11 protein-coding genes are annotated in these 12,774 nt (G+C 66.5%); 5 read left to right on the top strand and 6 right to left on the bottom strand.

The features are described from left to right. Positions 1-250: 250 nt before the first annotated feature. Positions 251-1,213, top strand: a complete 963-nt coding sequence (gene nrdF / locus ASD42_RS08365; RefSeq protein ID WP_056812336.1) for a class 1b ribonucleoside-diphosphate reductase subunit beta — start codon at positions 251-253, stop codon at positions 1,211-1,213. A gap of 29 nt (positions 1,214-1,242) precedes the next feature. Here the strand turns inward: nrdF and ASD42_RS08360 are convergent, their stop codons facing one another. Next, the gene (locus tag ASD42_RS08360) at positions 1,243-2,217 is read right to left on the bottom strand and encodes a helix-turn-helix transcriptional regulator (protein ID WP_056812333.1); all 975 of its coding nucleotides are present in this window, start codon (positions 2,215-2,217) and stop codon (positions 1,243-1,245) included. Positions 2,218-2,280: 63 nt separating this feature from the next. On the opposite strand from ASD42_RS08360, the gene ASD42_RS08355 reads away from it, so the two are divergent. Continuing rightward, positions 2,281-3,438 (top strand): epoxide hydrolase family protein, encoded by a 1,158-nt coding sequence (locus tag ASD42_RS08355; protein ID WP_056812331.1) that lies wholly within the window; start codon positions 2,281-2,283, stop codon positions 3,436-3,438. A gap of 78 nt (positions 3,439-3,516) precedes the next feature. Here ASD42_RS08355 and ASD42_RS08350 read toward each other — a convergent pair whose 3' ends face one another. Next, positions 3,517-5,070: an AMP-binding protein gene (locus tag ASD42_RS08350; protein ID WP_056812328.1), complete on the bottom strand. Its 1,554-nt coding sequence runs from the start codon at positions 5,068-5,070 to the stop codon at positions 3,517-3,519. Continuing rightward, a complete protein-coding gene (locus tag ASD42_RS08345; RefSeq protein WP_056812325.1) occupies positions 5,064-6,356 on the bottom strand; it encodes a lipase family protein in 1,293 nt (430 codons plus the stop codon). Before ASD42_RS08345 ends, ASD42_RS08350 begins: the two co-directional genes overlap by 7 nt. A 95-nt stretch (positions 6,357-6,451) precedes the next feature. Here ASD42_RS08345 and ASD42_RS08340 point away from each other — a divergent pair, with 95 nt between their 5' ends. The 3 genes from ASD42_RS08340 (at position 6,452) to ASD42_RS08330 (ending at position 8,803) form a co-directional block, all read left to right on the top strand. Beyond that, positions 6,452-7,129 carry a TetR/AcrR family transcriptional regulator gene (locus ASD42_RS08340; RefSeq protein ID WP_056812323.1) on the top strand — a complete coding sequence of 226 codons (678 nt, stop codon included), beginning with the start codon at positions 6,452-6,454 and terminating at the stop codon, positions 7,127-7,129. Positions 7,130-7,229: 100 nt separating this feature from the next. Continuing rightward, entirely contained in the window at positions 7,230-7,523 is a 294-nt protein-coding gene (locus tag ASD42_RS08335; protein WP_056812320.1) for a helix-turn-helix domain-containing protein, read from the top strand. Continuing rightward, positions 7,520-8,803 (top strand): type II toxin-antitoxin system HipA family toxin, encoded by a 1,284-nt coding sequence (locus tag ASD42_RS08330; protein WP_056812317.1) that lies wholly within the window; start codon positions 7,520-7,522, stop codon positions 8,801-8,803. Before ASD42_RS08335 ends, ASD42_RS08330 begins: the two co-directional genes overlap by 4 nt. Before the next feature lie 20 nt (positions 8,804-8,823). Here the strand turns inward: ASD42_RS08330 and ASD42_RS08325 are convergent, their stop codons facing one another. The 3 genes from ASD42_RS08325 to ASD42_RS08315 form a co-directional block, all read right to left on the bottom strand. Then, positions 8,824-10,551, bottom strand: coding sequence for an outer membrane protein assembly factor BamB family protein (locus ASD42_RS08325; protein ID WP_084787045.1), 1,728 nt, complete (start codon positions 10,549-10,551; stop codon positions 8,824-8,826). Positions 10,552-10,644: 93 nt separating this feature from the next. Continuing rightward, the gene (locus ASD42_RS08320) at positions 10,645-11,547 is read right to left on the bottom strand and encodes a dioxygenase family protein (RefSeq protein ID WP_056812312.1); all 903 of its coding nucleotides are present in this window, start codon (positions 11,545-11,547) and stop codon (positions 10,645-10,647) included. Positions 11,548-11,636: 89 nt separating this feature from the next. Continuing rightward, positions 11,637-12,722: an ABC transporter substrate-binding protein gene (locus ASD42_RS08315; protein WP_056812308.1), complete on the bottom strand. Its 1,086-nt coding sequence runs from the start codon at positions 12,720-12,722 to the stop codon at positions 11,637-11,639. Positions 12,723-12,774: the final 52 nt, after the last annotated feature.

The raw sequence follows: 12,774 nt of genomic DNA, 5'->3' as shown, positions 1-12,774 counted from the left end.
GTGGGAGTCGGCACACATGTGGCGAATCACTGGCGATGCGATGGTGGTGAGATCGCGATCGTGCCGCACAATGGGGGCCGCGTGTGTGGTGTGGGTGTTCGGCCGGTCGGGTCGAGTTCTCCGCGCCGCAACACAAGCTGTAGTGCTCCCCGAGGTTGTCACCCACTACGAGTAGTGTTCGTGGGTGAAGGGCTTCGCGCACGGCGGCGGGTGCGGGTCAACAGGTCTGGCGGAAAGGTGTGGAGGCGGAATGAAGCTCATCGATCGGGCGTCGGCCATCAATTGGAATCGGGTGCCCGATGAGAAGGATGCCGAGGTCTGGGATCGGCTGACCGGCAACTTCTGGTTGCCAGAGAAGGTCCCGGTGTCCAACGACATCCCGTCCTGGAACACCCTCACCCCGGACGAGAAGCAGCTCACCATGCGGGTCTTCACCGGCCTGACGCTGCTCGACACGATCCAGGGCACTGTCGGCGCGGTCTCGCTGATCCCCGACGCGATCACCCCGCACGAGCAGGCGGTGTACACCAACATCGCGTTCATGGAGTCGGTGCACGCCAAGAGCTACAGCTCGATCTTCTCCACCCTGTGCTCCACCAAGGAGATCGACGAGGCGTTCCGCTGGTCGGAGGAGAACCGCAACCTGCAGCGCAAGGCCGAGATCGTCCTGGGCTACTACAACGGTGACGACCCGCTCAAGCGCAAGGTCGCCTCCACGCTGCTGGAGAGCTTCCTGTTCTACTCCGGCTTCTACCTGCCGATGCACTGGTCCTCGCGGGCCAAGCTCACCAACACCGCCGACATGATCCGCCTGATCATTCGCGACGAGGCCGTGCACGGGTACTACATCGGCTACAAGTACCAGAAGGGTCTGGAGCTGGTCTCCCAGGCCGAGCGCGACGAGCTGAAGAACTACACCTTCGAGCTGCTCTTCGAGCTCTACGACAACGAGGTCGACTACACCCAGGACCTCTACGACGAGGTCGGCCTCACCGAGGACGTCAAGAAGTTCCTGCGCTACAACGCCAACAAGGCGCTGATGAACCTCGGCTACGAGGGCCTGTTCCCGAAGGACGAGTGCGAGGTGAACCCGGCCATCCTGTCGGCGCTGTCGCCCAACGCCGACGAGAACCACGACTTCTTCTCCGGCTCGGGCTCGAGCTACGTCATCGGCAAGGCGATCAACACCGAGGACGAGGACTGGGAGTTCTGAGCGAACTCGACTGGAACGGCGGCGGAGCGTTATCCGCCGCCGTTCTGCTGTTCCGGGGTGGTCGCGCGGGTGAATCGCGCGGCGAGCAGGCGCAGGTGCTCGACCAGTTCGGGGCCGTGTTCGATCTCGAAATCGGTGTCGAGGGCGCCGAGCAGGAAGGTCAGGCCGCGCGGGTTGTCGGCGCCGATCTCCAGGCGGCAGGTGTCGGCGTCGATCGGTTCGACGGTGCCGTAGGTGGCCGCGGAGCGGGCCGGTTCGGAGTCGGCGGGTACGTGTAGTCGCACAACGGCGCGGTAGGGCCACAGCTGGGCGACGCCGTTCGCCACGTGCGCCGCGGCGTCGCCACCGGGGATCTCGCGCGGCGAAAAGCGTGGGCCCACGGGAATTCTGGGCTGCATCCGGTCCACGCGGAAGGTGCGCCAGTCGTGGCGGTCGATATCCCAGGCGACGAGATACCAGCGCGGGCCCCAGGTGACGAGTTCGTGCGGTTCGGTTTCGCGACGGGTTTCGCGCCCACCGCTGCGATAGTCGAATCGCAGGCGTTGACGGTCGCGGCACGCGGCCGCGATGGCGGACAACACCGCCGGATCGACATCGACGCGGGCCCGGCCGGGGGTCTGGACGGTCGAGACCTGCATGGCGTGCACGCGATGCCGCAACCGGGCCGGCAGCACCTGCTCGAGTTTGACCAGGGCGCTGAGCGCGGTCTCGCCGATATCGCTCACCCCGCTGATCGAGGCCGTGCGCAGGGCGATCGCCATCGCGACGGCTTCCTCGTCGTCGAGCTGCAACGGCGGCAGCTGCGCGCCCGCCTCGAGGTGGTAGCCGCCGTCGATGCCCTTCACCGCGCGCACCGGGTAGTCCAGCGCGCGCAGTTTGTCGACATCGCGGCGCACCGTGCGGGTGCTGACCTCCAGGCGCTCGGCGAGCTCGTCGCCGGACCATTCGCGCCGGGTTTGCAGCAGTGCGAGCAGCCGAAGTAGCCGCGCCGAAGTTTCTTTCACGAATTCGACTCTGCCAGTTCTATAGGACAGAAGGTGTCCGCTTGTGCTCATAGTGTTGTTCTTATGAGCAACGAGATCACCCCGTTCCAGATCGAGATCCCGCAGTCCGAGCTGGACTACCTCCAGGCCCGGCTGACCGACGCCCGCTGGCCCGCCGAGCAGCCGGGCGCCGAGTGGAGCCGCGGTGTGCCGGTCGCGTATCTGCGCGAGTTGGCCGAATACTGGCGGACCTCCTACGACTGGCGCGCCGCCGAGGCGGAGCTGAACAAGTTCGCGCAGTTCACCACCGAGATCGACGGCCAGCGCATCCACTTCCTGCACGTTCGATCGGCGAATCCCGATGCCACGCCGCTGATCCTGACGCACGGCTGGCCGGGTTCGGTCGTCGAGTTCCTCGATGTGATCGGCCCGCTCACCGACCCCGCGGCTTACGGCGGCGATCCGGCCGACGCCTTCCACCTGGTGATTCCGTCGCTGCCCGGCTTCGGGTTCTCCGGACCGGTCACCGAGGAGGGCTGGGATCCGGCCCGCATCGGCAAGGCGTGGGTCGAGTTGATGAGCAGGCTCGGCTACGACAGCTACGGTGCGCAGGGTGGTGACTGGGGTGCGTTCGTCACGCCCGAAGTGGGACGCGCGGGCGGCGACAAGGTGATCGGCGTGCACGTCAACGCCGCGACCTTCGGGTACATCCCGTTCGGCCCGGTCTCCGACGAGGAGAAGGCGACGATGACCGCGTCCGAACTGGCCCGGCTCGATCGCCTCGCGCTGTTCAAGAGCGAGGGCAACGGCTACTTCCGGATCCAGGCGTCCCGCCCGCAGACCGTGGCCTACGGCCTGCACGATTCCCCGATCGGCCAGCTCGCGTGGATCGTGGAGAAGTTCAAGGAGTGGACGTTCCCTGCCGCCGGCCTGCCGGAGGACGCCGTGGATCGGGATCGGCTCCTGACCAACGTGATGCTCTACTGGCTCACCGGCACCGCGGGTTCGTCGGCCGCGCTGTACTACGAGGCCACCCACGTCCGCTCCTGGCAGACCACGCCGCTCACCACGCCCACCGGCGTCGCTGTGTTCGCCGAGGACGTCGCGATCCGGCGCTACGCCTCCGCGGACACCGACATCGTGCACTGGTCGGAGTTCGACCGGGGCGGCCACTTCGCGGCGATGGAAGTGCCGGACCTGCTGGTCGACGACATCCGCGCGTTCTTCCGCGGACTGCGCTAGTCGCCCGCAGCGACGGGTCGGCGCGGTTTCTCGGCAGAGCGGGCGGCGCCGACCCCTCGTCGGCGCCGCCGAGTTCGGTCAGCCCAGCGCAGCCAGGCCGCGGCGGTCGATCTTGCCGGTCGGGGTGCGCGGTAGTTCGTCGACGAACAACACATCGCGGGGGGCTTTGAAACGGGCGAGGTGGGTTTTCACGTAGGTGCGGACGGTGTCGGCGTCCAGCTCGGCTGCGGCGACGACGAACGCGGCGAGCCGCTGGCCGAATTCCTCGTCGGGCACACCGATCACGGCCGCTTCGGTGATCGACGGGTGCTGGTAGAGCAGGTCCTCGATCTCGCCGGGGAAGACGTTCTCCCCACCGGAGACGATCATGTCGTCATCGCGTCCGTCGATGAAAAGCCTTCCACCGGAATCGAAGTGACCGAGGTCGCCGGTGCTCATCAGGCCACCACGGATCTGCTTTGACCCGCCGCCGGAGTAGCCGTCGAAGGCGATGGTGTTGCCCACATAGACGGTGCCGACCGCGCCGGGCTCGCTGATCCGGGCGCCGTCGGCGTCGTAGAGCGCGACGGTGATCCCGACCGGCGCCTTCCCCACGGTGCCGGGGGCGGCGATCCAGTCCTGCGGGGTGGCGATGGTGGCTGTGCCGGTTTCGGTGCAACCGTAGAAGTTGTAGACGACCGGGCCGAAGGTCTCGATCGCCTTGGTACCCAACGACGAGGGCAACGCCGCCCCGGCGGTGAACACGATCCGCAGAGAGCTGGTGTCGTTGGCGGACAACAACTTCGGGTCCAGATCGAGGATGCGACGCAGCATGGTGGGCACCAGCACCACCATGTCGGCGCGATGCTCGGCGATCTGGGCGAGCGCGCGGGCGGCGTCGAACCGGCCGTGCAGCACGATCGTCGATCCCAGATTCAGCGAGAGGATGAACTGGGACAGCGCGGTGCCGTGGAACAGTGGCGCGCACAGCAGCACTGTCTGCCCGCGTCGCAGGGGCACCCGGTCCACGAATTGCGCTGCGGCCAATGGGGATTCCACTCGTCGCGGTGCGCCCTTGGGGGTGCCCGTCGTTCCGCCGGTGAGCAGGACGAAGCCACCCTGCTGTGCGGGCGGCCGTAGCGGTGCGGTGCTGGGTCGAATCATGTTGTCCAGCAGCTTGATCCGTTCGGGCAGATCCTCGGCAGCCACGGCCGAGGCCGGGTCGAGCACGAGAGCCTTGACGCCTTCGCGTTCCAGTACGTCACGCAGCTGTGCCGCACCGAACCCGGTATTGAGCAACACCAGGCGCGCGCCGAGTTTCGCTGTGGCAGCCATGGATTCGACGAGTCGCACCCCATCGGGGCAGAGCACGCCGACCGTGTCGTCTGGGCCGAGGCCCTCGGCGTGCCAGGTGGCGGCGAGCGCATCGGTGCGTTGGTCCAGCTCGCGGTAGGTGATCCGCTCGTCGCCGCAGATCAGTGCGATGCGGTCGGGTGTGCGCCGTGCCGAGGATCTGATCCCACCGGCGATCGGGCCGAACGCGCGCATGGTGCGGGCGGTGCGCAGGATCTGTGCGGGGTTTCGCGGATCGATGATCCCGGCCCTCGCCAAGGCGCGGATCTGGCGCAGCGAGGTCGTGGCGGCGCTCAACATACTCGCGGCCCCGGGTCGGCGCCCGCGGCGACCGCGAGCAACCAGGCGACAGTGCCCAGCTCGGGGACGATCTCGGCGCTGATGTGCTCCGAGAACGGCACTCGGATCATCCGCATGTTCACGCCGCGCGCGCAGTAGTCCGCGGAGATCTTGTCGATCGCCAGTTCGGCGGGCAACAACTGGTCGGTGGTCGAATGCCACATCAACAGCGGCATATCGGGGGTGTTCTCCGGTGCGCCGAAACTCGCGGCGGTCAGGGCGGGCAGTGCGGCGGCCAGTGCGGCATCGGGGTGGGTCAGATACTCCGCCATCGGGCGGAGCAGGGTGGTTGCCACGGAGGTGTAGAGACAGCGTTCCCGCAGGTCTTCGGCAACTCGCCGACCCTCCGGAGTCAAGTACTGCTGCAGTTGCTGTTCGAACTCGGGGTATTCGCGCGCCAGTCCGAGCACGGCCAGCCAGCCGGTGAAGTTGGCTTGCGGCTGTCGGCCCGAGATCGCGAACGGTGCGATCGCGACTTTGTCGCCCGGGATGCCGCCCTGCACACTGCCCTTGATCTCGAGTTCGGGAGCGTAGTGGCGACGTTGCTCGGCAGCCGACGCGGACGCATTGCCGCCACCGGAATAGCCCCACAATCCCACCGGTGCGGCCTCGAGCCCGAGTCCGCCGCGCTTGGCCGCGCGGATGCCGTCGAGCACCATCCGGCCCTCGCTGGGCGACATGATCGTGTTCTCTTTACCGTCGAAATCGGTGGTCACCACCGCGGCGCCCGCGGAAAGGAACTGGCCCATGATGGCCACCTCCTTCTGGATTCCCGCGCGCAGGGTGTAGGACGGATTGCACTGCTGGCCGAGGCTGTCGATCGCCTCCTGATACGAAATCAGTGGGCGCGCACCGGGGCCCAGCCACGGGATGCCCGGTATCAGCACGGTGGTCGCGGTCGCGATCGGGTTGTCGTGCACGTCGGAGGTGCGCAGCAGCAATTGCGTGGTGTGCACCGGGGCGGGAATGCCGAGCACGTGGGTCTGCACGACCCGGCTGCGGATCACCTCGCCGTTGGCATAACCGGTGAGATCAACCGGATCGGCGTACCAGGGGTCGTGCTTCGGTGTGGGGATCGGCACGACCGCCGGATACACCTGCGCCTCGTTCGGCAGTGGGGGCAGTTCGAAATCCTCGGCGTTCACGGGCCCCGCTGCCACCAGCGCTGTTATCGCGAGCAGAGGCAGGGCTCGGGCACCGAGCCGTGGGAGCCGGGGCGACCGGCAGGTGGCCGTGCTGCGCTGCATGGCATCTCCTTCGATTGGTGATGCTGATTACAGCACGACGTCTTGTTAAGAACAAGAGTCCTTGTTTTTATTTGGCAATCTGTAGGCTGAGCTGCGTGACGTCGACCGACAAGAGCCAAGTCCGCTCCCGGCGCATCCAGGGCCTGGACGCCGAGCAGCGCCGTGCGCGCAGGCGTGAACAGATCCTGGCCGCCGCCTTCGACCTGATCGCCGCCGACGGTTACGTCAACACCGCGATCGAGCAGATCTGCCAGACCGCCTTCGTCGGCAACAAGGCCTTCTACGAGCTCTTCGACAGCAAAGAAGACTGCTACCTGGCGCTGCTGCAGCAGCAGAGCGAGCTCTCCAAGGACAGGGTCGCCGCCGCGCTGTCGGCCTCCTCGGGCGCCCGCGACGACGTGGTCGCCGCCGTCATCGGCGCCTTCGCCCACTCGATGGTCGACGACCCCCGCGTGGCGAAGGTGACTTTCGGTGAGGCCAGCGGCATTTCGGCCAAAGTCGAACAGCAGCGCCGAGCCAACCGCCGCTGGGCCGCCCAGTTCCTCGAAACCCTGTGGCGCGAATACGGATTCGTCCCCCCCGAAGGCATCGGCATCGACCTGCACGCGCTGGCCGTCTCCGCGATCGGCGGCCTGTTCGAAACCGTCGCCGACTGGCTCCACACCGACGCCGGTGCGACAGGCGACATCGACGTGCTGATCAGAGACCTCACAGCTTTCATCGAAATCGTGCACCTGGGACTAGCCGCCGCCGCGAACGGTCCAGGGCGCTGAGGGTGCAGTCCTGAGGACAAATTTTCCGCGCCACGGAGGACGACTTCGGTGAGGGTTCGCCCTCTTGTCGTTGTATGGCGACAAATGATATTGTCTTCATATGGCGACAATCGAGGTATTCCGAGCGGACGACCTCGGCCCTGCCCTACGTGAGGCGCGAATTGCCGAAGATCTGACTCAGCAGGGCCTGGCCTCGATCGCCGGAGTCGGTCGCCAATGGCTCAATGCGTTCGAGGCCGGGCAGAAGGGCTCCGCCCCGCTGGACATGGTCATGCGTGTGATATCCGCCCTCGGTGTATCAGTGACGCTGTCCCGCCGAGCACCGGAACTCTCATTCCAGGTCGATGACGAGCCCATCGACCTCGACTCTCTTGTCGACGGCCCGCACCAATGACGCAATCGAACGATCACGTCCTCTATGTGGTGATGAACGGCCGGGTGATCGGCGATATTCAGCGCTCGAGTCAACGCAGAATGAGACTCCGTTACGCGGAACATGTGCCAGGCCGATTCACTCCGCTGTCTGTGTCGATGCGGGGTCCCATGGGCCGCTATCGGGAGAGCGTCCTGGCACCTTGGCTGGAAGGGCTGCTTCCGGACCGTCCAGAAACCTTGCGCCAGTGGCGCCGTCGATTCGGTATCGCCGGTGACAACAGTTCCTTCTCGCTGCTCCGACACGTCGGCGAGGACGTTGCCGGCGCTGCCCAGTTCGTCCGACCGGACCGGCTCGACTTCATCCAGGAACGGCAAGGTGAGCTCGGTGAACTGGGGCCGACTCAGATCGCGGAAATGCTGCGCCGAGCGAAGGCTGACCTCCCGATCTCGGCCGCTGACGACACGTCCGGCAAGTTCTCGCTCGCTGGAGCCCAAGCAAAGATCGCCCTCCACCGGACCCTCGATGGCTGGAGCGACCCGGCTGGTGCCATCCCGTCGACACACATCATCAAACCTCCCGTCCCCAACATGCTCGACCAGGACTTAGCAGAGGCGGTCACTCTGAGAACTGCGGCCGACCTCGGTCTTCGCGCCGCGTCTTGCGCCATCGAGGAGTTCGATGACGAGCGCGCCATCGTCGTCGCCCGCTACGACCGAATTCTGCGTAACGACCAGTGGCAACGCGTCCATCAGGAGGATATGTGCCAAGCGATGGCGATCTGGCCGATTCACAAGTACCAAAGTCAGGGCGGCCCAGGCGCCGAGACGATTGCGGACCTCATCCGCACCAGTAGTCATCGCCCTGAGGAGGACAACCGCCGTTTCGCGCAGGCACTCGTCTTCAATTGGCTGATCTGCGGCACCGACGCGCACGCGAGAAACTATTCACTGTTGCTCAGCGGTGAATCGGTACGACTCGCACCGCTCTACGACCTGAACTCGCACCTTGCTTACTCTGACGGCACAGGCAACGACCTGTCCATGAGCATGCATCAGCAGTTCCGCGCCGAACAGATGACCGTGACCGACTGGCTTCGATTCGCGTCCGCCATTCACGTCGAGCCGGACTGGCTGCGCGAGGAGATCGACCGCCAGTCCGACGGGTTGATGAATGCCATGACGACTGCTACCCAGCAAGACGACATCGCGCGATACAACAGCCCGACGATCACGAGACTCCTCAGCAATACAGAACGATGGATCGACAGGGTGGTTTCGGGACCGCGATTTCAGCGCTGACCGACGTGCAAAGCCGTTGGTCAGGGTGCGAATCCGATCAGCTGTAGGCCTGCGGATTTGTCGTCGAAGGGGATCAGGATGATGCCGGGGGCGGCGATGATCTGGGAGGCCTGTCCGGATCCGAGGGGTACCAGGGGCGTGTTCTCGATGAGGTCGGCGCGTCGCCACGTACGCAATTGCGCATCACCGACAGCGATCAGTTCGTCGGTGAGCAGTTTCGAGTCGAACGGTGAGACACCGCCCAGCCCGGCATCGGGGTCGGTGAGCGACCGGTATGACGCTCCGCCCTGCGACAGCGTGATCCCAGTACTCCAGGAGTTGGTGACGAGGGTGCCGGTGGCCGGATCGTTGGCGATCACCTTGACATAGTCGGCTGCGACGGGGGCAGTACCGAGCAGTCCAGGAGCCGAGACGACCAGGTGGTCGAGTGGTGCGTTCCGGTAGGCCCAGTCAACCGACAGCGCATCCTCCTGTACAGAAACCTTCGGTGCGCGATCGGGGTCGGGATTAGGGAGATCACGCTTCGCCGTCTCCGCGCCCGTGGCTGGATCGAGCGCGAGGACGGTAGTCCACGCGGACAGCTCATTTCGGCATACCCGCACCTGGTAAACCGCAAGCGAGGTGATGGCGATCCGCGACTTCATGTTGTCGCAGCCATCCGGTGTGGCGGGCTCGGACCACATGTGTCGCCCGGTGCGCGCGTCATACCGGGCGAAGTTGCCGTACGAACTGCCGAAGAGTTCGTCGTCGACCAAGGCCAGCATCGGTTCGCTCGAGGCGCCGAAGCCGCTTGCGACTCGCATCGCGGATCTGCTGTCGTCGGCGAATTCGGATTCGGTCCAGAGCTTTTCGCCAGTGGTGGCGTCGAATGCGATCCACCCGAGGTGGTTCCAGCTGGTGAGGACGGTGTTCTCGGAGGGGATGGAGAGCAAGTTGCTTTCCTCGTGGTGCACGCCGTCTTCGGCTGCGTCCGGTCGTAGGTAGTGCCAGCGGGCGCTGCCGGTTGCTCCGTCGTAGGCGGTGATGCCGGTCGGCGTGCCGATGATGAAGCCGGGTCCACCGACGACCACCGTGCTCTCTTTTGGTAGAGCGATGCGAAATCGCTCCTGCCCGAGTCGATTCGGGATCTGCGGCGCGACTACCGAAGCGGCGGTGCGATGGTCGATGAACCGGTCGTCGTCACCGACCCACAGCGCCCCGCCGGTGGCAAGCGCGCACAGCAGCAAGCCGATCGTGGCAGGCACCGCGATCGTGCGCGCCGTCGGTGTGAAACGTGGTACGGCGGTGAGGGGATAACTGATGACAAGGATGCCGAGGCACACGAGAACCCAGGCGGCGAGCGCGGTGGGCAGCTGGGGAAAGGCCGCGTAGTGCTCGAATATCTGCTCAGCGACGGACGGGACGTGTAGTTGCATCGTGCGCACGATGGCGGCGGCCAGGACCAGATATATCGTCATGCCGGGGTTGCCGAAACCCGCTGCGCGCAGTCGTCGCGCCGACAGCAGAACGGCAGCAATGATGAGCAGTGCCACGACGCCGACCACGATGGCGGACATTCCCAGGGCATCGGGTAGCTCGGCTCGCGCCTCGTCTCCTGGCGTGACCGGGTTCGCGGCGGCGAGGAACCGACTGTAGAGGCCGAGAGCGACACCACCGATCAGTACCGCGGTACCGAGGGCTGCGGTAATCGTCGCCGACCGCGAATAGTCCGGTAGCCGTGGCAAAGACGTAGTCCGGCTGTTGTTCATCGACCCTCCCCAGCGATGTCGCGACGAAGTCGCGTCCTGAGGATAGCGGGCTCACGGCTACCGGTCGTTCGGGAGTCCGTACCCGCGGACTCTTCAGCGGGGTGCTGGGCCGCCGGGGGGTGGGCCGCCCGGTGCGCCGTTGCCCGGGGGCAGCGAGCCCGGGAAACCGTTGTCGGACTGGGTGTTCTGGGATTTCGCTGCTACGCTGACGGTGAGGGAGACCGACATGGTGGTGGTGGGTGTGCCGGTGACCGTGGCGAGTTCGGCGTCCCAGCCGTCGCCGAAGACGCCGTCGGAGGACAGGGTGACGCCGGACAGGTTGCGGGTGCTGTTCACGTATCCGGGGTCGGCGTCGAAGACCGCGGTGCACGCGTCCTGGGGGAGGGCGATCTGGGAGGTGAGGCGGGCGTTGTCGCCTGCGACCGCGGTGGAAAGGGAGTCGTAGACCTCGAAGTGGATGTGAGGCCAGCGGCCGGCGTAGCAGGCGGGGAAGATCGAGGTGAAACGTACGGTGCCGTTGTCGTCGGCCACTTGGACGCCGCGCAGGTAGTTCTGTTCGGTGGCGCCCTCGGTGTAGAGGGAATAGCGGCCCTCACGGTCGCAATGCCACACGTAGACCGCCATTCCGGCGCCTGCCGCGTTCTTCACGAGGTCGCGCAGGTTCAGGGTGAGCGTCATCGGAACACCCTGGGCGGTACCGGAATACGCGCCGAAGCTGGTGGTGATGTCGGAGCGCACCACGCCGGATTCGATCAGGACATTGGGTCCGTTGGAACCGTCACCGGGATAGGGGCCCGCCGTTTCCTGCGGCGCCGCCGCGGGGGTTTCCGCTGACGCGGAGGTGGTGGCCTCGGCCGAGCTCGAGTCCTTGCTGTCCGTTGAGGTCGCGCAGCCCGCCGCCGCTGCCGCGACCCCGGCGACGCCGAGAAAACTCAGCGCCCGCCGACGTGACATCACTCGGAGATCGTGCCCGAGTCCCAGATCGTGCTCACCCATCGCTGCTCCTTCGCCGGTGTCGTGTTGTCGACCACGCTAAGTACGTGGACTGCGCCGCGACTGCGAATACGCTGGGAGTTAGCTGCGAGTCAATCGGTGACGTAGCCGTTGAGGCTGTTGCGGAGGTCGGTGAGGACCGCGCGGGCCGCGGTGAGACCTGTCGTGTGCCAGACGTTGTTGTCCACCGCGAAGACGCGCTTGTCGGTGGAGGCGCTGAGTTCCTCGAAGGGAGTCGAGCGCAGGACCTGTTCGCCGTGCTCCTCGCCGTCGGGGCCGTCGAACATCACGTAGATGACATCGCCCTCGGCTTTGGTGGCGAGGTCGGCTTCGGTGATGTCGAAGGACCGGCCGCGCTGAGCGGTCGGGCGTTGCACCCCGACATCGGAAAGGACCTGGGCCGCAAAGGTTTCCGAGCCCTGGACCTGGGTGGCGTCAGCGGTGAAGCGCAGCACCGAGGCCTGCGACTGGGTCGCGTTGAGGGCGGGGCCGAGGTCGTGGGCCTCGGTGAGGTAGTTCCGCAGGGCGGTGTCGGCGGCGTCGTCGCGGTTCATGCCCGCGGAGTAGGCGGCGAAATCGGACTGCCAGCTACCGCCCGCGCCGATCAAGACCGTAGGGGCGATCTTGCTCAGTGCCTCGTAACCGCCGGCGGCCGGGGCGACGTCGCCGAGGATCAGGTCGGGCTTCAGTTCGGCGATCCGCGCCGGATCGGGCTGACCGATCGGGCCGACGCTCGGCACCTTCACCACGCCGTACCCCAGATACATCGGCTGCGAACGATCGCCGTCGAGGGTGACCGCGCCCGCGACCCGCTCCCACAGGCCCAGCGCGCAGGCCGCGTCGAGTGCCGAGGTGGTGAGGACGACGATGCGCTTCGGGTCGGCGGGAACCTGCGAGACCCCGGCGGTATGGGTGACCGTGCGGGTCGCGCCGGAGCCCGCATCGGGCGCGCTGGGCAGCGGGCACGCGGTCGCGGTGTCGCGATCGGTGCCGACCACCCCCGCACCCGCGATATTCGTAGTGGTGCGGATGATCGTGCTCGCGTCGTCGTGCTTGTCCGCGCACCCCGTGGCGAGCAGTGCGGCACACAGCAACGCGGCAGCCGCGACGACACCGCGCGAGCGGACAGCCTCGGCGGTGCGACTCAATCGGGTGCGGTCTCGGGCGCTCACCGGCATGCGCACGAGGGTACTGCGTTGCTCCAGGTGCGAGTGCCGCGGGTTCGCGGGC

It is taken from the genome of Nocardia sp. Root136, assembly GCF_001427185.1.
Classification (GTDB): domain Bacteria; phylum Actinomycetota; class Actinomycetes; order Mycobacteriales; family Mycobacteriaceae; genus Nocardia; species Nocardia salmonicida.
Note: the sequence above shows the minus strand (reverse complement) of the source record. Positions and strands in the feature narration are given on the sequence as shown.

Bases quoted from the DNA above. Each gene is read 5' to 3' on its own strand.
- nrdF (WP_056812336.1), top strand. From the start codon at position 251: ATGAAGCTCATCGATCGGGCGTCGGCCATCAATTGGAATCGGGTGCCC.
- ASD42_RS08355 (WP_056812331.1), top strand. From the start codon at position 2,281: ATGAGCAACGAGATCACCCCGTTCCAGATCGAGATCCCGCAGTCCGAG.
- ASD42_RS08350 (WP_056812328.1), bottom strand. From the start codon at position 5,070: ATGTTGAGCGCCGCCACGACCTCGCTGCGCCAGATCCGCGCCTTGGCG.
- ASD42_RS08345 (WP_056812325.1), bottom strand. From the start codon at position 6,356: ATGCAGCGCAGCACGGCCACCTGCCGGTCGCCCCGGCTCCCACGGCTC.
- ASD42_RS08335 (WP_056812320.1), top strand. From the start codon at position 7,230: ATGGCGACAATCGAGGTATTCCGAGCGGACGACCTCGGCCCTGCCCTA.
- ASD42_RS08330 (WP_056812317.1), top strand. From the start codon at position 7,520: ATGACGCAATCGAACGATCACGTCCTCTATGTGGTGATGAACGGCCGG.
- ASD42_RS08325 (WP_084787045.1), bottom strand. From the start codon at position 10,551: ATGAACAACAGCCGGACTACGTCTTTGCCACGGCTACCGGACTATTCG.
- ASD42_RS08320 (WP_056812312.1), bottom strand. From the start codon at position 11,547: ATGGGTGAGCACGATCTGGGACTCGGGCACGATCTCCGAGTGATGTCA.
- ASD42_RS08315 (WP_056812308.1), bottom strand. From the start codon at position 12,722: ATGCCGGTGAGCGCCCGAGACCGCACCCGATTGAGTCGCACCGCCGAG.